The sequence below is a fragment of the Nesterenkonia sp. AN1 genome (genome assembly GCF_000582475.1).
Classification (GTDB): Bacteria; Actinomycetota; Actinomycetes; order Actinomycetales; family Micrococcaceae; genus Nesterenkonia; species Nesterenkonia aurantiaca.
In genome coordinates this window covers 105,457-122,500 of sequence record NZ_JEMO01000014.1, presented here as the reverse complement: position 1 = coordinate 122,500, position 17,044 = coordinate 105,457, and the positions used below count along the sequence as shown (strand labels likewise).

Here is a 17,044-nt window from a genome sequence, read left to right as displayed (position 1 = left end):
GACGGTCTTACGGTGGTGAGGAGGTGGTGCCGCGCGCGGTCAAAGGACGCGCAGCGACCTGGGTTCAGCGGTCAGGCGACCTGCGAACGGGTGTGCTGGGAGACGCTCACGCTGGGTGCGAGCAGCTCCAGGGTGCGGTGCTGGACTGCTTCCTCAGGAGCCAGGTTCACCAGCATGAGCTCATCGGCCTGGACCTCCTCAGCGAAGGCATCCAGCCAGGAGACGACCTCCTCCTGATTCCCGACAGCGGCCCGGGAGAGCATGCTCAGCACCTGCTGGCCGGCAGGGTGGTCGCGCAGCATCACCACATCCTCATCGGTGATCGCCCGGTTGCGGCCCAGGTGGTTCTTGATCCACGCGTTCTCGGCCAGGGTCTTCTGCTCCCTGGCGATCTCGGCGTCGTCGTGGGCGATCACGTTGGCCGCGGCGATGAAGTGCGGCTGCGCGTCCGGACCCAGCAGCGAATGGGTCGCGTCGAAATGCTCGCGGTAGATGTGGGCCGCCTGGTTCAGCATCTGCGGGGCGAAGTGTGAGGCGAACGCATAGGGCAGGCCCAGCTGCGCCGCGAGCTGGGCGCCGAAGAGCGAGGACCCCAGGATGTAGAGCGGGACGTCGGTGCCCGAGCCCGGGTACGCGTTGACCCCGGGGATCCGGCTGTGACCGGTGAGGTAGCCGCTGAGCTCCATCACATCGGCCTGGAAGCGGTCGGCCTCGGTGCCGTCGCGGCGCAGTGCGCGCATGGTCGGGCCGTCGGTGCCGGGCGCACGGCCAAGGCCCAGGTCGATCCGGTCGGGGTAGAGCGTCGCGAGGGTGCCGAACTGCTCGGCGATCATCAGCGGGGCATGGTTGGGAAGCATGATGCCGCCCGAGCCGACCCGCACGTTCTGGGTCGCGGCCGCCACATGCTGGATCAGCAGGGCCGTGGCGCTGGAAGCGATATTGGGCATGTTGTGGTGCTCGGCGAACCAGATGCGCGTATAGCCCAGCTTGTCTGCGGTCTTGGCGAGCCGGACGCTGCGAGCGATGCCGTCGGCGATGGTCTCGGGCGGGCGGACGAACGCGAGGTCAAGGAGGGACAGCGGGCGCGAAGCGGTGTTGGGCATATTGGATGCAACAGCCAGGGGGAGTGTTCTCATTCCGCGACGTGAGCACCGGCACGGGTTCGATCCGAGCCATTTGGCCGGACACGGTGAAATTTGGTTGACGCATTGAACCAAAATGATATGTTCGAATTGCTTTGCTGATGCAGAACCAGACGACGCAGACGATCCCATTTCCTCCGTCTGGAATGCCGGAACAGTTCGATCTCTCTCGTCGAGCATTCGATCTGGAGAGGAGGAGTCACGCCGTGGAGACAGTCGATCAATCAGCCTCGGAGAGTCAGCACCCGGCGCGATCTTTCGGCGTCTCTCTGGCAGCAGGCTCGTTGCTTCTTACCGTATTGACCTACGGGTTCCTGATCTGGTCAAACTGTGAGACCGCCGGCATCGCCACGTTTCTGGGGGACGTGAGGAGCTTCCATACCGCCGAGGGGTGCTAGACCCTCAGTCCGGTGAGACCGAAGCAGGTCTGGGATCGAGGAGTCCCCGGGTGCCGCCCAGCTGCACCTCGCCACGTAAGATCAGGGCTGTGAGCCCCAGGACCACTCCCGTGAGCAGCGTCATCGCCGACGACTCCGAGATGGCCTCCGGCAAGGACTGGACGAAGAGTCCCAGCACCACGGTGTGGACGAAGACGTCGACCACATCCAGCGGTCCTGGCCTTGTCACAAAGAGCAGTCTGGCGAGCAGCGTCCGGTCAGGTCAGCGGCTTGCGGGCTACCGTGAGGCCATGGCTCTCATCAACAGCAACGGGCTGGCACACGTCCGGCTCACCGTCACCGATATCGCGCGTTCCAAAGCGTTCTACGACCAGGTCTTCGGCTGGCCCGCCGTGGTGGACACCTCGGCACATGCCCACGATCCAGCGGTTCGGGCCTCCCAGGAGCAGTTCTACGGCGGAGTGATCTACCAGACGCCCCAGGGGACGCTGGTCGGTCTGCGTCCGGTGGGGGAGACCTCGTTCGATGCCCAGACCACCGGACTCGATCACCTGAGCTTCGCGGTCGACTCTCGAGATGCGCTGCAAGACGCGGCGCAGGCTCTCACCGGCGCGGGCATTGAACACGGAGAGATCAACGATCTCCGTGATGCCGGGCTCGCGATCCTCTCCTTCCAGGACCCCGACGGCATCAACCTGGAGCTCACCGCGCCCCTGGGCTGATGTGGTCCAGCCCTGAACCGTGCCAGCCCTGAACCATGCTGGCCCTGACACAGCGGTCCCAGATACAGCTGCGGCCCCGCACCGATTCTCCGGTGCGGGGCCGCAGCTGTTGAAGCTCGGTGTGAGATCAGACCGAGTAGTACAGCTCGAACTCATAGGGGTTCAGCCGCAGGTTCAGCGGGGCGATCTCTTCTTCACGCTTGTACTCGACCCAGGCCTTGACCAGGTCCTCGGTGAAGACTCCACCCTCGAGCAGGAACTCGTGGTCGGCCTCCAGAGCCAGCAGCGCCTCTTCCAACGAGCCGGGAGCCTTCTGGATGCTGGCAGCCTCTTCGGCGGGCAGCTCGTAGAGGTCCTTGTCGATCGGGTCTGCGGGCTCGATCCGGTTGCGGATTCCGTCCAGGCCGGCCATCAGCTGTGCGGAGAAGGCCAGGTAGGGGTTGGAGGAGGGATCCGGTGCGCGGAACTCCAGGCGCTTGGCCTTCGGGTTCGCCCCGGTGATCGGGATGCGGATCGCGGCCGAGCGGTTGCCCTGCGAGTAGACCATGTTGACCGGAGCCTCATAGCCCTTGACCAGGCGCTTATAGGAGTTCACCGTGGGGTTGGTGAAGGCCAGCACGGCCGAGGCGTGCTTGAGCAGACCGCCGATGTACCAGCGGGCGGTGTCGGAGAGGTTCGCGTAGCCCTTCTCATCGAAGAACAGCGGGCTGCCATCGGTCCACAGCGACTGGTGGCAGTGCATGCCGGAGCCGTTCTCGCCGAAGATCGGCTTCGGCATGAAGGTGGCCGACTTGCCGAACTGATCCGCGGTGTTCTTCACGATGTACTTGAACTTCATCAGGTCATCGGCAGCGTGGGTCAACGTGTTGAACTTGTAGTTGATCTCCTGCTGACCGGGGCCACCGACCTCGTGGTGGGAGCGCTCGACCTCCAGGCCGACGGCGTCGAGCGCCACGCAGATCGCGTCGCGCAGGTCCGCGCTCTTGTCCTGGGGGCTGACCGGGAAGTATCCGCCCTTGGTGGCCATCTTGTGACCGAGGTTTCCGCCGGGAATCTCCTCGGAGGACTGCCAGGAGGCCTCATCAGAGTCCAGGGAGTAGAAGGACGCATCCGGGCTGGACTGCCACTTCACATCGTCGAAGAGGAAGAACTCGGCTTCGGCGGCGAAGAATGCGGTGTCGGCGATGCCTGAGGCCTCGAGGTACTCCTCGGCCTTCTGTGCCACGCCGCGGGGATCACGGGCGTAGGGTTCGCCGGTGCGCGGGTTGACGATCGAGAACGTCATGACCAGGGTCTTCTCCACGCGGTACTCATCGAGGTACGCGGTGGTCACATCGGGGATGAGCTGCATATCGGACTCGGCGATGCCCTGGAACCCTCGGATGGAAGAGCCGTCGAAGAGCTGTCCGTTCTCGAAGAAGTCAAGGTCAACGGTCTTAGCCGGGAGGTTGAAGTGGTGCTGAAGGCCAGGAAGGTCGGTGAAGCGGACGTCGACGAAGACGACATCCTCTTTCTCAATGAACTTCAGAACTTCGTCAGGGCTTGTGAACATACGTCCGTGCTCCTCGTCAGGTGGCTGGGCTTGCGTGCGTAACTGGGGTGAACGCTCGGTCCCACGCTATGGGCCGGGCGTTTCCCGGCCATCACGCAAATGTTTCCGTCATGTAACTTAAGTTGCTCATGGGCCTGTGACAAGGCGTCCCCGGTCGGAGGAATAGACTGACCAGGGCCGTGCTCGTACGGCCACATGTCAAGCATCACTCTCTCATATCCGAAGCAGAAGGAGATCTGTGGCGAAGAACGACGGCGCACCCCCTGGCGGCTCCGCGGCGGGTGCCGGAGGACCTCGATGGGCCGGGCAACAGCTGGGTCTGCCGGAGTCAGGCCCCGGCAGCATGGCGCCCTGGAGTCGACGCATCTTCGCCCTGTTCATCGACTGGGGGATTGCCACTTTGATCTCGATGGCCTTCTTCGGCGGCGAGGAGCTGATGACCCTGGGCATCTTCGTGGCCATCCACGTCATCTTGATCGGACTGCTCGGCGTGACCATCGGCAAGCGGCTGATGCGGATCCAGGTGGTCCGCGGCCAGAGCCTGCCGGGCCCGCTCTGGTCCACGGTCCGCACGCTGCTGCTGCTGCTGATCCTTCCGGTCATCCTCATCGGGACCGACGGTCGCGGCGCCCATGATCGGGCAGCCGGCACCGTCCAGCTGCGCATGTGAGCGCCCCCGGACCCGCAAGGGTCAGTCGACTCAGCGGACGCCCGGGCCGCGGCCTGGCGGTGATCTGCGCCAGCGCGCTCAGCACCCAGTCCGGCGCCGCCGTCGGCTCGCTCGCCTTCAGCGGCCTCACTCCGGTCGGGGTGGTCGCGGCTCGCCAGCTGGTGGCCGCCACCGTCCTGCTGGCGATCGCCCGGCCTCGGTTCTGGCGCTTCACCGGCAGCCAGTGGTCCCCGGTGCTGCTGCTGGCCCTGTTCTTCGCCGGCATGAACACCGCACTCTACGCCGCCCTGGACCGGGTGGGGCTGGGCACCGCGGTGACCATCGAGTTCCTCGGTCCGCTCGCCGTCGCCGTACTCTCCTCCCGGCGCCCCCGCGACGGACTGTGCGCCCTGATGGCCCTGACCGGAGTGGTGCTGCTGACTCGCCCGGGACCCACCAGCGACCTATTGGGCCTGGGCTTCGCGGTGCTCGCGGCGGGCTGCTGGGCCGGGTACATCCTGACCAATCGCGTGGTGGGCCAGCGCCTGGAGGGGGTCCAGGGCGTCGCGGTCGGCACCGCCATCTCGGCGCTGGGACTGCTGCCGGTCGCCGCGGTGATCGTCTGGCATCTGCAGCCGCCGCTGGAGGCGTTCCTCTTCGCCGCCGTCGCCGGAGTCCTGGCTTCTGCGGTCCCGTACTCGCTGGATCTCATCGTGCTGCGCCACATCTCTCCGGTGGTGTTCGGTCTAGGGATGTCTCTGCACCCGCTCTTCGCGGCGCTGATCGGGGCGGGCTTCCTGGCCCAGCAGCTGCCGCTGATCGCCTGGACGGGCATCCTGCTGGTGGTGTTGAGCAATGCGCTCACGCTCAGCGGCCCGCTCCGGCGGCCCCCGCCCCGCGGTGCAGCCGGTCCAGGTCCCTCCCGGTGATCAGACGTTTACAGGCCCTACCCTTGAAACCCTCTATTGCAGGCTGTAGCCTGTATTCATGTTCGTCGTCACTGCTGATCAGCGCCGCAGCACCGAAACCGGGGAACGGGTCGATGCGCTGCTCGCGGAGCTCACACCCTGGAGTGTTCGCTGGCAGAAACAGATCGCGCTGCCGCTGGAGCGCACCGTGGGCGATGAGGTGCAGATCCTGCTGAGCAGCGCCGAGGCGGCGGTGGATCTCGCGCTGGCGCTATGCCGCACCGAACAGTGGGCCGTGGGCATCGGGGCCGGCACCGTGACGCACCCGTTGGGTGCCAGCGCTCGGGCCAGCTCCGGGAGTGCGTTCATCCAGGCCCGGTATGCCGTGGAGCGAGCCCGCAGTCAGGCCGAACCGGTCCCGCTGGTGGTCCAGGGGGATCACAAGGAAGCTGCCGCGGCCGCCACCTCGGTGCTGCAGCTGCTCGGCGGGGTGGTGCGACGACGCGCGGACACCGGCTGGGAGGTCAGCGACCTGACCGCACAGGGGCACAGCCGAGCGCAGATCGCCGTCGAGCTGGGAATCACCGTGTCAGCGGTCAGTCAGCGGGCGCGCTCTGCGATGCTGGAGGAGGAGCGACGCAGCCGACCTGTCGTGGCAGCCCTGATCTCAGCCGCCGCTGGCGAAGGCAGCTGGAAGATCGACCCTGCTCAGGACCAAGAAGGTGGACACCTATGACATGGCTTGCAATCTCGGCGGTGGTGCTGCTGGCCCTGGGCCTCTCGGCATTTCTGGGCGCGCTCCTGGTGGGCTGGCTGCTGCGCCGGGTGGAGCCCGAGGGCTACGGTCCTGGCATCCTGCGTGGAGGGACCTGGATCGGGATCCTGGAGAGGCTGGCGATCACGGGTGCGGTCTTCGGCGGCTATCCCGAGGCGATCGCGGTGGTCCTGGCGGTCAAGGGTCTCGGCCGCTACCCAGAGCTGCGCGCCTGGCAGGCCGACCAGCGCGCGAAGGCCACCGAACGATTCATCATCGGTACCCTGGCCAGCTATATCTGGTCCGGTGCGCTGGGCCTGATCGGTCTGGCCGTGATCGGCGCGATCAGCTGAGCTGCTCGCGTCGGCCGGTCAGCGATTTCGCGCCGGCTCCAGGCTCCACACTCTGGGTCAGCCGGCGGTCGATCGCGCGAGCCAGCTCGTCAGTGGCCCAGGGTGCGCGGTGCAGATTCAGCGCGGGTTCGAACAGCTCCGCCTCCAGCAGCACGATTCCGTATCGGGCGGAATCGACCACATCGATCCTGCCGTAGAGCGGGGTCTCGGTTCCAGTCGTTCGGGCCGCGGCGGCCAGGGTGCGCTCACCGAACCTGATCTCGGCGGCGGAGGCCTGGACCAGCTGCGGATCCTCCAGGTAGGTGCCGCCGCGCAGACCTCCGCCGCGGGCCAGCAGCGCACCCTTGGAGATCGCATGCGTGTGGTGCCCATCGATGAAGTACAGCGCCTTCTCCCGTCCCTGACTCAGCTCCGGGATCTCGGGCTGGACCATCACGGTGAGGCCGCGGGCCAGGATCCGTTCGCCAAGGGTGAGCGCCGCGGCCGAGTCCGCGCGCAGCAGCTCGGTGTCGAAGGCGCCGGCGGAGATGCTGGGCTTGATCACCACCCAGTCCTCGCCGTGCTCGGCCAGCCCGCGACGCAGCGCGGCGTCGTCCTCGGCCCAGCTGGTGGGCACGCTGGCGAGCCCTTCAGTCTCGAGCTCGCGCAGGTAGACCTTGTCCAGGTTCCAGCGGATCAGCGCGGGACTGTTGAGCACCGGGACCTGCGCCGCTGCGCGCTCCAGCCAGGCCAGGAAATCCTGCGGTCTGGAGGAGTAGTCCCAGGGGGTGCGGACGACCAGCAGGTCATACTCCCGTCCCGGCTCCCAGTGGTGCCAGATGACCGGCTCAGCCGCGATGTCACACCGCTGCAGCGCCGCGATCAGCGGATCGGTGTCCCGGTCAGGGGCCTTCGAGTAGTCATCGGTCACCACGATCCCGACCCGTCGCGGCCGCGGTGCGGGGACCAGGCTGTGTTCGGGAAGCCAACGGAAGCGTTCGACGACGATCAGCTCATCATCGCCCAGGCCGGGTCCCTGGGTCTCGCCGTCCGCGATCTCGCCGGTGCTGCGCCAGAAATCCTCATGAACCTCGCGCCAGGCCGCCACGGAGGCGTAGCCCTCACCCTCGCCGCGGGCCACCTCCTGGGAGATCTCTCCCAGCGGCACCAGAGCCACCTCCATCACCTCGACGACGCCCAGGCTCTCCTCCTGGACACCCAGGAGTCGTTGGAGCCCAGGTCTCGGCAGCGGCTCGGCCTCGGCGAGGTAGCTGCGATGCAGGCTGGTGGTCATGGTCTTGACCCCGGTGATGACCGCGCCGGTGAGACGCGCGCGCAGCTCCCCGAAGGCCAAGTCCATCGGGGGCAGCGCGTCGATCTGCTCTGCGGTCAGCATCGGTGCAGGTGTCACGGCTTCATCCGGCCGGTGCGCTGGTAGTTCTCGTGCCAGCTCAGTGCCTCGCCCAGCAGGTGCGGGGTGTGCCGGCCGCGCTGGTTCTGCGCCACCGCCCGGTCGAAGTAGTCCTGCAGCAGGTCCTGGTAGTCCGGGTGGGCGCAGTTGCGGATGATCCTGCGGGCGCGGGCCGCGGGGGAGAGGCCGCGCAGGTCCGCCAGGCCTCGTTCGGTGACCAGGATCTGGGTGTCGTGCTCGGTGTGGTCGATGTGGCTGGCGAAGGGGACGATCGAGGAGATCGCGCCGGCCTTGGCCATCGAGCCGGAGACGAAGAAGTTGAGGTAGGCGTTGCGGGCGAAGTCCCCGGAGCCGCCGATGCCGTTGATGATGGAGCTGCCCATCACATGGGTGGAGTTCACGTTGCCATAGATGTCCGCCTCCACCATCCCGTTGATCGAGATCACTCCGAGCCGACGGATGGCCTCCGGGTGGTTGGAGACCTCCTGGGTGCGCAGCAGGATCCGGCCCTTGTACTCTCCGGCGCGGGCGTTGAACTGTTCGGCGCGTTCGGCGGAGAGCGAGAAGGAGGTCGCGGAGACCGCGGTCAGCTTGCCGGTGTCGATCAGGTCGAGCATGCCGTCCTGGATGACCTCGGTATAGGCCAGCAGGTCCTCGAACTCGCTGTGCGCCAGCTCGGCCATCACCGCGTTGGCGACATTGCCGATGCCGGACTGCAGCGGCAGCAGGTTCTTGGGCAGCCGGCCCTGCTCGATCTCGTAGCGCAGGAAGTCCACCACGTGGGAGGCCATGGCCTTGGACTGCTCGTCGGCGGGCTTGAAGGGCAGGTTCCGATCCGGCGCGTCGGTCTCGACCACCGCGACCACCTTCTCCGGGTCCACGCGCAGGTAGGGATCCCCGATGCGTTGGAGCGGGTCGGTGAGCTGCAGCGGTCGGCGCTCCGGGGGCAGCTTGGTGCCGTAGTAGATGTCGTGGAAGCCCTCGTAGGCCCGCGGGTGCCAGTCGTTGACCTCCAGGATGACCTTGTCCGCCAGCTGCAGCCAGGTCTTGTTGTTGCCCACCGAGCTGCCCGGGATCAGCAGTCCGTTGGGGAGGATCGCGGCGACCTCGATGACCGCGACGTTGAGCTTGCCGTAGAAGCCGAACCAGGCCTGCTGGGCGGAGTGGCTCAGGTGGGTGTCGATGTAATCGGTCTCGCCGGTGTTGATCGCCTCACGCATGGTCGGGTCCGACTGGAAGGGCAGCCGTCTGCGCACCGCGCGGGCCTCGGCGAGCACGCCGTCGAGCTCGGGCGCGGTCGACGCCCCGGTCCAGAGGTCGATGCCGAAGTCCTCGCCGCGAGCGTGGGCGTCCTTGGCCCGCTCGGCCAGGGCCGCAGGGACCGCTTTCGGGTACCCGGCACCGGTGAAGCCGCTCATCCCGACCCGGTCGCCGTCGTGGATCCAGCGGGCGGCCTCAGCGGCGGTGGTGACCTTGGTGGCCAGCGTGGGGCAGGTGATTCGACTCGAAACAGCGCTCATTCAACCCAGCCTAGGCGAACAGAGACCCTGCCGGGATCCGCAGCGCTGGCGCTACGCTGGGTGACACGAGGCCGGTCGACCCGCACCTCAGCCCCAGCTCAAGACGGAGGACGCACCATGAACGGATTCGTGCCCTATCCGGTCCGAGACACCTACCGACTGATCGAGCCGGGCCCCACGGTGTTGATCTCGACCTCCGACGGCGTCCGCGACAACATCATGACCAACGCGTTCAACATGCCGGTCCGCCACGACGGGATCCTGGCGGTGATCGTGGGCACCTGGGATGCCAGCTTCGCGACGCTGCAGGCCACCCGGCAGTGCGTGATCGGCATTCCCGGTGCCGATCTGATGCGCACCACGGTGCAGGTGGGGAACTGTTCCGGAGAGGACCTGGACAAGTGGGACCACTTCGGGCTGACCCGGGTGCCAGGAGTCAGCGTGGCTGCGCCGCTGATCGGGGAGTGTGTGGCCAATATCGAGTGCAAGGTCGAGGACGACTCCCTGGTGGAGGACTACTCGCTGTGGCTGCTGCGCACCACGGCCGCCTGGATCCGGCCCGATGCGGCGCCCACCCCGGAGTTCCACCACCGGGGCAACGGGACCTTCTCCACCAATGGTGAGCTGCATGACCTCAGCGATGAGATGACGAAGTGGAAGTACTTCACGAACTAGGGGTTCCGGACCGCGCGGCGCGGCGCTGGGCCGGAAGTCTCTAGCGCTCCTCGAGGCCCCAGGGCGATCCGTAGCCGAGCGGCGCCTCGGCCGCCAGCAGCTCCAGGAACGGCCGGGAGTCGAAGGCCTCCGGGCCCAGGACGCCGCTGCCCTGCCAGGTCCCCTTCGACAGCAGCTCCAACGCGATCACCGGGTTCACCGCCGTCTGCCACACCACGGCCTGCGAGCCGTACTCGGCCATCGACCACTGGTTGTCCACCACATGGTAGAGGTACACCGCCCGGGGTTCACCGTCCCTGCCGAGTCCGGTCACATACAGACCTGCGCAGGTCTTTCCCGTCATGCGATCGCCCAGGGTGGCGGGATCGGGCAGCGCCGCGGCGACGACGTCGCGTGGGGCCACCGGCACCCCCTTCACCATCAGCGGCTCGGTGGAGTCGAGACCGAGCTTGTGCAGGGTCTTGAGCACGTCGATGAACTCGTCGCCGAGCCCATACTTGAAGGTCACCTTCCGGGCCTTGGTCCAACGGGGCATCAGGATCACCTCCTCGTGCTCCACGTTGACGCACTCCACCTCTCCGATCCCCTCGGGGAAGTGGAAGACCTCGGTCTCGCTGAAGGGCTCGGTGGTGTACCAGCCGGTCTCGCGCTCAAAGATCACCGGTGGGTTCAGGCATTCCTCGATCGTGGTCCAGATCGAGAAGGACGGCGCGAAGGCCGGCTCGCCGTCGGCCCCCGCCACGACCAGATTCGCCCCGTCGCGCACGCCGAGCTCCTCGATCGAGGAGAACAGCTCATCCTCGGCGTAGCGGGCGAAGACGTCGGAGAGTCCAGGCTCGACGCCCATGCCCACCAGGGCCAGCCGACCGGCCTGCTCCCACTGCGGGGCCAGGGCGAACTGTTCGTCGCCCAGCATCACCCCGGTCTTGGAGTATGGCTGCTCCGGGTGCCGGATCGAGAGGCTCATCGCCATATCGAGGTAGGTCGCCCCCGCGGCGAAGCAGCCGTTGAAGATCGGCATCACGAACCGCGGATCCACCGCGTTGAGCACATGGGTGATCTGGTGCTTCCGCATGACCTCGGCCACCGCTTCTGCCGAGGAGGCATCCACCTGCTCGGCCACCAGCCGATCGTCCTCGAGGGAGTCCACCAGGGCCTGCGGCCGTGAGGGATCGTAGTCGGCGATCACCAGCCGGTCGAAGAATCTGCGGCGAACGGCGATCCGGACGGCGGCGGATCCCACGCCGCCGGCTCCGATGATGAGAATGCGCATCAGGTCAAGCCTCCATCGATCGAACGTGGGCGTGCATCGGTCGCATCGGGGGAGTCGGGCACGAGCACGGCGGTCTCGGCGTTCAGGCTCTCCCCGCGGAAGAACGGCAGCGACCCGGAACGGGTCCGCCAGAGCAGCATCAGCACCAGGCCAAGGGCCAGCGAGCCGATGCCGACGACGAAGGTGCCGCCCACGCCGAGGAGCACGCTGTATCCGTAGTCGACGTCGGCCATGTCGATCGCTGACCTGATGAACGCCGCGCTCAGGATCAATGCGCCCAGCAGCGGGAGCAGGAAGCGGAAGACGAAGTTGTGGCCCGAGGTGAACAGCTCCCGGCGGAAGTACCAGACGCAGGCGTACCCGGTGATGGCGTAGTAGAAGGCGATCGCCAATCCCAGGGACAGGATGGAGTCGGCCAGGATGTTCTCGCTGACCAGGGTCATCACCACATAGAACCCGATCCCGGACACCCCCATGACCAGCGTGGAGAAGGACGGGGTCTTGAAACGCGGGTGCACCGTGCTGAACCGGTTCGGCAGCGCCCGGTACACCGCCATGGAGAGGGTGCCCCGGGCGGTGGGCAGGATGGTGGTCTGGGTGGAGGAGACCGCAGAGACGAGCACCGCCACCACGAGCAGCCATGCGGCGGGGCCGAGGACGACATCCTTCAGAGCGAAGAACACGTCCTCCGCGTTTCCCTCGTTTCCCAGGCCGACCCCCGCTTCGCCCACTCCGGCGTACATCATGGCGGCCACGGTCACTCCCACATAGGTGATCAGCAGCAGCACCGTGGAGATCAGGGCGGCCAGTCCCGGGATCCGACGGGCATCGCGGGTCTCCTCGTTCAGCGCCAGGCAGGCGTCCCAGCCCCAGTAGATGAACAGGGCCAGCAGCACCGCCTCGGTGAATCCGGCGACGCTCTCGAAGGCGAAGGGGTTGAACCAGTCCAGGGACGGTGAGGTGGCGTTCTCGGCGGTCCCGTCGGCGATCCCGATCAGTGCGAACACCACGAAGAGGCCCAGTGCGAGGTACTGGATCCCCAGGAGGACGTTCTGCAGCTTGGCGCCGATCTCGACCCCGCGGTAGCTGATGTAGGTCATGGCGGCGATGAAGAACACCCCGGTGGCGGTGACCACCAGGGAGTTCTCGGCGAGGGAACCGTCGCCGATCAGGAGCCAGAGGTAGATCCCGGCGATCTGCGCCAGGTTGGCCAGCACGATGATGCCAGCGACCGCCACCCCCCAGCCGGCCATCCAACCCACCCACGGGCCGAAGGCCTTCGTGGCCCAGGTGAAGGAGGTTCCGCAGTCGGGAATCTCTCGGTTGAGCTCTCGGTAGGCGAAGGCGATGAACAACATCGGGATGAACGCCAGGATGAACGCGATGGGCGCCTGAGCCCCGACCGCGAGGACCACGAATCCCAGGGAGGCTGCGAGCGAATAGACCGGGGCGGTGGAGGCGAGTCCGATGACCACCGATCCCCAGACGCCGAGCGTGCCGGCGGAGAGACCCTTGCCCGCACCCGGCGCGCGCCAGAGGGATTCTTCCCGAGAGCTGCCTGGCTCATGGTGTTCCTCCGATCCCCGGCCGGGTCAGCGTCAAGGACCCGGTGTGGTGTGATGCGCGCCACTATACCGACTAGTCGGTTTTTTGATAGGCCCTAGAATCGCTGTCATGGGCCATGCTCCGAGCACCGTTCACCGGCTGATCACCGCGTACCAGGACATCCTGGTGTCCGAGGGGGAACGCAGCGCCACCCTTGAGGCCATCGCTGCGCGCGCAGGGGTCTCCAAGGGCGGGCTGACCTATCACTTCAGATCCAAGGATGAGCTGGCGGCAGCGCTGTTCGAGCGGCTGCAGAGCCTGGTGGAGGCCGATCTGGCGGTGATGCGGTCGGACCCCTCGCGGGCCGCGGACTACTACATCAGAAGCTCGCTCGAGGTGGAGAGCCCGCTGGAACGCTGCAATATGGCGGTCACACGGCTGGCGCAGGGATCGCATCCGGAAGCCAACGAACTCCTCGCCAGGTGCCGGACCCAATGGTTCGAGGTGCTGATGGACGCGGTCGGCCACGAGGACATGGTCCACCTGGTGATGCTGCTCGGTGATGGGATCTACTTCAACGCCTCGCTCACCGGCACCGGCGCCATGCCCGAGGAGACCGATCCGGCCACGATCGACCGGATCGTCCGCCTGATCGGCACCATCCGCTACTGAGCGCTTGGTGCCGCGCGGCTCTCAGTGCCTGCCGACCCCAGGGTCCGCTGACTTCAGTGCGTGCCGACCTCAGGGTCCGCTGACTTCAGTGCCTGCCGACCTCGCGGGCTGCCGTCACGGCGGCCTCCGCCCCGTCGGACCAGACGGCTCCGTGACCTGGGAGCAGGTGGTCGGCCTCGGTGAGTGCGATGGCGTCCAGGGAGCTGATCGCCTGCGCAGTGTCCTTGGTGGCGGCCCCGGCGACGATCTGCGGACCGGTCTGCCCGGTGTAGGGGTCCAGGGTGACCAGGGCGTCCCCGGTGAAGACCGCCCTGCGGTCAGGGAAGTGCAGGATGCAGTGTCCGTCGGTGTGTCCCGGGGTGTGCACCGGCACAGGGAATCCCGGAACCTCCAGCACCGATCCGGCCGTCATCAGCTGCACGCCATGGACGCCCTTGACGGTCAGCGCGCCGGAGCCCACCATTCGTCCCAGCAGCGGAAGCGACTGCGGGTGGCCCAGCGGGTAGAGCAGCCGATTGCGCTCGGTGACGTAGCGATACGGCCTCGTGGCCAGCTCTGCGTCCTCGTGGTGGATGATCACGGGAATGCCCAGGCTCTGCTGCGCGCGCAGCGCAAAGCCCAGGTGATCGAAGTGTCCATGCGTCAGCACCAGTGCCTTCACCTCATAGGGCATCCGCTGGCGCGTCTTGAGCACCTCCATGACCTCGTGCCACATTCGGGGCAGTCCGGCGTCGATCAGGGTGATGCCGTCCTCGGCCTCGACGACGTAGCAGTTCACATTCGCCTGCGACACGAGATGGATGCCAGGGGCGACGCCGTATTCGATCATGTGCTGCGGTTCCGTTCCGTGAGGGGTTTCGTCAATCCTGGTTCTCCACACGGCGGTTGGTCAAGCGTGACCCGGGCTGAGCTTTCAGCAGACCGTCAGCGGCGCTTCCGGACCAGCGTCCAGGTGTGTCCCTCGTCCACTTCGTGACTGAGCTGGTCCAGGGCCATCTTCGCGATCGCGAGACCCCTGCCTGACTCCGCCAGCTCGTCGGGGAGCTCGGCCTCATTGAGGGCGATGGTGACCGGCGCTGCGTCGTCCTTGAACCGGGCTGAAAGGGCCTCCTTGTCGATGCTCATGTCTGCCGTGACGGTCACCTCCGCGCCCCCGGCACATCTGCCGTGGGTGACGATATTGGTGGCGATCTCGCTGACCGCGAGGGAGAACAACGTGCGGTCCTCCAGGGAGAGCTCTCCGGCTGCCGTGAAGAGGTTCTGCAGCGCGTCGAGCACCTGGTCCACGAAGCCAAGTTCCGCGACGCCGGTCAAGGTGGCCCGGGTGCTGCCGTCACTCATCGCCGAATGCCGCCTCGACGGTGGGGTGGTCCCGCAGCACGCGATCGAGGCTGGTCAGCTTCAGGACGCTCTGCACCGACTCGCTGGCGGCGGCGAGCCGCAGATCACCCTCGGCGAGCCGGGCGGCCTTCAACCCGCCGATCAGCGCGCCCAGACCGGAGGAATCGATGAAATCCGTCTGGCCCAGGTCGACCACGATGCGCGGATTCCCCTCCTCGATGAGCTTTCGCATCGCCTGTTTGAGCCGGGGTGCGGCCGAGGCGGTGAGCCGGCCTTCCGGGCGCACGACCGCATACCGTGCATGGGTGGTGACATTGAGATTCATGATGCTCCTTCTGCCTCTTCGGCATGTGCTGCGGGTCCCTTATAGCGCAGGGCTTGGATGATGATGCTCAGCGCGGCCAGCGAGTAGGCCACCCACACGGTGTTCACCAGGGTGCCGGTGCCGTCCGCGGTGCCGATCAGCACCCGGATGATGCCGGTGATGAGCGCGATAATCAACACCGCGATCGCGGTGAGCTGGGGCCAGACCTCGCGCAGCGGCAGCGTGCCGCCCACTCGACCGTCCTTACGGGTGACCACGAAGCTCAGTGGCTTCTTGAAGACCACGTTCGCGACAGAGGAGGTACAGGCGCGGATCCAGACCGGGAAGAGCGCCAGCGAGTACTGCTGGCCTCGCCAGGTGCGGATTCCTCGGGCCACGATCAGGAAGAGCAGCTGGTTGATCAGGAAGTATGGCAGGAATCGGGCGAAGAAGTCCCCGCTCCACGCGGTCACCGGCATCACCCCGAACATCAGATAGATCACCGGAGCGCAGAGGTAGACGATCGCGGCGAAGCCAGCGAGGTAGCTCCACATCGTGCCGAAGTACATCAGTCGCTGACCGGTTGAGAGTCCCCGCTTGACCAGTGGGTTGTCGCGCAGGAACACCTGCATCGTGCCCTGGGCCCAGCGCAGCCGCTGTTTGAGCATCGTCTGCAGGTCCTCCGGGGCGAGTCCTCGGGCGAGGATCTCGTGGTGGTAGACGCTGCGCCAACCCATGCTGTGGAGCTGCATCGCGGTGGCCATGTCCTCGGTCACCGAGATGGTGGCCAACGGCTGGATCGGTTGGGCCTCGTCGGGGCGGTCCACGCGCAGTGCGTCCACCAGCGCGGCGACAGATTTCACCGCGGCCAATGGGGAAAGCTCTCGGGTGGCGAGTGCGTCCAGGCCCACCTGATCGATGACCACTGTGCCCAGTTCTGAGTCGCGCTGAACCGGGATCGACTGGATGGCGGCGAGGTCCTCGGCCATCAGGTCCAGGTCGTTCTTCACCAGCAGGCGGGATGCCTCGGTGATCTGTCCCTGCAGGCGATAGGTGACATCGGCGATGGGCTCCCCGGCAGAGACCTCGGCACGGGCCCGAGAGACCTCGACCCGCAGATCCTTCAGAGCGGCGTGCAGAGCTGGTATTGGCTGATTGCGCCGGGCTTCGCGGGAGAGCAGCCTCTCGGCCGCGCGCAAGGTCCGTTGCGTAGAGTCCTGGAGTCCCCGAACGTAGCCCACGATGCCGAGCTGCATCAGCGCCTCGCGCCGCAGTACGGCATTGGATCCGCAGAAGAAGGCGGCGTTCCAGCCGTCCTTGCCCTGCTGGATCGGTCCGTAGAACAGCGGTGCCTGGCTGCCCAGAGGATCTTCCTCGTCCACATTGATGAACCACTGCGGGGTCTGGACCAGAGCGACCTGCTCATCGTCGGCGAAGTAGCCCAGCGTGCGGTGCAGGATCAGAGGATCTGGAATCTGATCGGCGTCGAGGATCAGCAGGAACTCGCCCTCGGTCTCGAACAGCGCGTTATTGAGGTTTCCGGCCTTGGCATGGCGAGGCTTGTCGGTCCAGTCCGCGGAACGCGTGATGTAGCCCAGCCCCTCGGCCTGGGCGGCGGCCGCCATCTCCGGGCGGTCGCCGTCGTCGAGGACGAAGGTCTGGTGTGGATAGGCGATGTTCTTTGCCGCCCGTGCCGTGGCCATGACCATCGCGATGGGCTCGTTGTAGGTGGTGATGAAGACGTCCACGGTGCCTGTGGGGGGGGGGAGACTCCGGGCCCGATCGTTCCTTGGCCCGCCACATGGTGGCGGCGAAGAGGAAGGTGTCGATCAGGCTGTAAGTCTCG

The 17,044-nt window shown here is 66.7% G+C and carries 18 protein-coding genes; 7 read left to right on the top strand and 11 right to left on the bottom strand.

Annotated features, from left to right (window positions below; all coding sequences use genetic code 11):
- Positions 1-71: 71 nt before the first annotated feature.
- Both BG28_RS07775 and BG28_RS07765 read right to left on the bottom strand, forming a co-directional pair.
- A complete protein-coding gene (locus BG28_RS07775; protein ID WP_036475504.1) occupies positions 72-1,103 on the bottom strand; it encodes an LLM class flavin-dependent oxidoreductase in 1,032 nt (343 codons plus the stop codon).
- Between the two features lie 441 nt (positions 1,104-1,544).
- Positions 1,545-1,769 (bottom strand): hypothetical protein, encoded by a 225-nt coding sequence (locus BG28_RS07765; RefSeq protein WP_133726391.1) that lies wholly within the window; start codon positions 1,767-1,769, stop codon positions 1,545-1,547.
- A 61-nt stretch (positions 1,770-1,830) separates the two neighbouring features.
- On the opposite strand from BG28_RS07765, the gene BG28_RS07760 reads away from it, so the two are divergent.
- Positions 1,831-2,262 (top strand): VOC family protein, encoded by a 432-nt coding sequence (locus tag BG28_RS07760; protein WP_036475500.1) that lies wholly within the window; start codon positions 1,831-1,833, stop codon positions 2,260-2,262.
- Positions 2,263-2,389: 127 nt separating this feature from the next.
- Here BG28_RS07760 and glnA read toward each other — a convergent pair whose 3' ends face one another.
- Positions 2,390-3,814 (bottom strand): type I glutamate--ammonia ligase, encoded by a 1,425-nt coding sequence (glnA, locus tag BG28_RS07755; RefSeq protein WP_036475498.1) that lies wholly within the window; start codon positions 3,812-3,814, stop codon positions 2,390-2,392.
- A 238-nt stretch (positions 3,815-4,052) separates the two neighbouring features.
- Here glnA and BG28_RS07750 point away from each other — a divergent pair, with 238 nt between their 5' ends.
- Genes BG28_RS07750 through BG28_RS07735 form a run of 4 tightly spaced genes read left to right on the top strand, consistent with a single transcriptional unit; the run spans position 4,053 to position 6,478 of the window.
- The gene (locus BG28_RS07750; RefSeq protein ID WP_051501165.1) at positions 4,053-4,484 is read left to right on the top strand and encodes an RDD family protein; all 432 of its coding nucleotides are present in this window, start codon (positions 4,053-4,055) and stop codon (positions 4,482-4,484) included.
- On the top strand, positions 4,481-5,392 hold the full coding sequence (locus BG28_RS07745) for a DMT family transporter (protein WP_235181026.1): 912 nt from the start codon (positions 4,481-4,483) through the stop codon (positions 5,390-5,392). Before BG28_RS07750 ends, BG28_RS07745 begins: the two co-directional genes overlap by 4 nt.
- Before the next feature lie 58 nt (positions 5,393-5,450).
- Complete coding sequence (locus BG28_RS07740; RefSeq protein ID WP_036475497.1) at positions 5,451-6,107, top strand: hypothetical protein; 657 nt, start codon at positions 5,451-5,453, stop codon at positions 6,105-6,107.
- Positions 6,104-6,478 carry a hypothetical protein gene (locus BG28_RS07735; protein WP_036475495.1) on the top strand — a complete coding sequence of 125 codons (375 nt, stop codon included), beginning with the start codon at positions 6,104-6,106 and terminating at the stop codon, positions 6,476-6,478. Before BG28_RS07740 ends, BG28_RS07735 begins: the two co-directional genes overlap by 4 nt.
- On the opposite strand, the gene BG28_RS07730 is transcribed toward BG28_RS07735, so the two are convergent.
- A complete protein-coding gene (locus tag BG28_RS07730) occupies positions 6,471-7,868 on the bottom strand; it encodes an ASCH domain-containing protein (RefSeq protein ID WP_133726390.1) in 1,398 nt (465 codons plus the stop codon). The two genes, BG28_RS07735 and BG28_RS07730, sit on opposite strands and share 8 nt — an antisense overlap.
- Positions 7,865-9,388: an acetyl-CoA hydrolase/transferase family protein gene (locus BG28_RS07725; protein ID WP_036475493.1), complete on the bottom strand. Its 1,524-nt coding sequence runs from the start codon at positions 9,386-9,388 to the stop codon at positions 7,865-7,867. Before BG28_RS07725 ends, BG28_RS07730 begins: the two co-directional genes overlap by 4 nt.
- Positions 9,389-9,505: 117 nt before the next feature.
- Between BG28_RS07725 and BG28_RS07720 the strand changes: the two genes are divergently transcribed.
- Positions 9,506-10,063: a flavin reductase family protein gene (locus BG28_RS07720; RefSeq protein ID WP_051501164.1), complete on the top strand. Its 558-nt coding sequence runs from the start codon at positions 9,506-9,508 to the stop codon at positions 10,061-10,063.
- A gap of 40 nt (positions 10,064-10,103) precedes the next feature.
- Here BG28_RS07720 and BG28_RS07715 read toward each other — a convergent pair whose 3' ends face one another.
- Positions 10,104-11,336: a saccharopine dehydrogenase family protein gene (locus BG28_RS07715; protein ID WP_036475491.1), complete on the bottom strand. Its 1,233-nt coding sequence runs from the start codon at positions 11,334-11,336 to the stop codon at positions 10,104-10,106.
- Positions 11,336-12,811, bottom strand: a complete 1,476-nt coding sequence (locus tag BG28_RS07710; protein WP_051501163.1) for an APC family permease — start codon at positions 12,809-12,811, stop codon at positions 11,336-11,338. Before BG28_RS07710 ends, BG28_RS07715 begins: the two co-directional genes overlap by 1 nt.
- 199 nt (positions 12,812-13,010) lie before the next feature.
- On the opposite strand from BG28_RS07710, the gene BG28_RS07705 reads away from it, so the two are divergent.
- On the top strand, positions 13,011-13,553 hold the full coding sequence (locus BG28_RS07705) for a TetR/AcrR family transcriptional regulator (RefSeq protein ID WP_036475490.1): 543 nt from the start codon (positions 13,011-13,013) through the stop codon (positions 13,551-13,553).
- A gap of 85 nt (positions 13,554-13,638) precedes the next feature.
- Here the strand turns inward: BG28_RS07705 and BG28_RS07700 are convergent, their stop codons facing one another.
- The 4 genes from BG28_RS07700 to BG28_RS07685 form a co-directional block, all read right to left on the bottom strand.
- Positions 13,639-14,382 (bottom strand): MBL fold metallo-hydrolase, encoded by a 744-nt coding sequence (locus tag BG28_RS07700; protein WP_036475488.1) that lies wholly within the window; start codon positions 14,380-14,382, stop codon positions 13,639-13,641.
- A gap of 95 nt (positions 14,383-14,477) precedes the next feature.
- Positions 14,478-14,894, bottom strand: coding sequence for an ATP-binding protein (locus tag BG28_RS07695; protein WP_036475486.1), 417 nt, complete (start codon positions 14,892-14,894; stop codon positions 14,478-14,480).
- On the bottom strand, positions 14,887-15,219 hold the full coding sequence (locus tag BG28_RS07690; RefSeq protein ID WP_036475485.1) for an STAS domain-containing protein: 333 nt from the start codon (positions 15,217-15,219) through the stop codon (positions 14,887-14,889). The genes BG28_RS07695 and BG28_RS07690 overlap by 8 nt, the downstream gene beginning before the upstream one ends.
- Positions 15,216-16,946 (bottom strand): glycosyltransferase family 2 protein, encoded by a 1,731-nt coding sequence (locus tag BG28_RS07685; protein ID WP_369797210.1) that lies wholly within the window; start codon positions 16,944-16,946, stop codon positions 15,216-15,218. Before BG28_RS07685 ends, BG28_RS07690 begins: the two co-directional genes overlap by 4 nt.
- Positions 16,947-17,044 lie beyond the last annotated feature (98 nt).

Bases quoted from the DNA above. Each gene is read 5' to 3' on its own strand.
- BG28_RS07775 (WP_036475504.1), bottom strand. From the start codon at position 1,103: ATGCCCAACACCGCTTCGCGCCCGCTGTCCCTCCTTGACCTCGCGTTC.
- BG28_RS07760 (WP_036475500.1), top strand. From the start codon at position 1,831: ATGGCTCTCATCAACAGCAACGGGCTGGCACACGTCCGGCTCACCGTC.
- glnA (WP_036475498.1), bottom strand. From the start codon at position 3,814: ATGTTCACAAGCCCTGACGAAGTTCTGAAGTTCATTGAGAAAGAGGAT.
- BG28_RS07740 (WP_036475497.1), top strand. From the start codon at position 5,451: ATGTTCGTCGTCACTGCTGATCAGCGCCGCAGCACCGAAACCGGGGAA.
- BG28_RS07735 (WP_036475495.1), top strand. From the start codon at position 6,104: ATGACATGGCTTGCAATCTCGGCGGTGGTGCTGCTGGCCCTGGGCCTC.
- BG28_RS07725 (WP_036475493.1), bottom strand. From the start codon at position 9,388: ATGAGCGCTGTTTCGAGTCGAATCACCTGCCCCACGCTGGCCACCAAG.
- BG28_RS07720 (WP_051501164.1), top strand. From the start codon at position 9,506: ATGAACGGATTCGTGCCCTATCCGGTCCGAGACACCTACCGACTGATC.
- BG28_RS07715 (WP_036475491.1), bottom strand. From the start codon at position 11,336: ATGCGCATTCTCATCATCGGAGCCGGCGGCGTGGGATCCGCCGCCGTC.
- BG28_RS07705 (WP_036475490.1), top strand. From the start codon at position 13,011: ATGGGCCATGCTCCGAGCACCGTTCACCGGCTGATCACCGCGTACCAG.
- BG28_RS07700 (WP_036475488.1), bottom strand. From the start codon at position 14,382: ATGATCGAATACGGCGTCGCCCCTGGCATCCATCTCGTGTCGCAGGCG.
- BG28_RS07695 (WP_036475486.1), bottom strand. From the start codon at position 14,894: ATGAGTGACGGCAGCACCCGGGCCACCTTGACCGGCGTCGCGGAACTT.
- BG28_RS07690 (WP_036475485.1), bottom strand. From the start codon at position 15,219: ATGAATCTCAATGTCACCACCCATGCACGGTATGCGGTCGTGCGCCCG.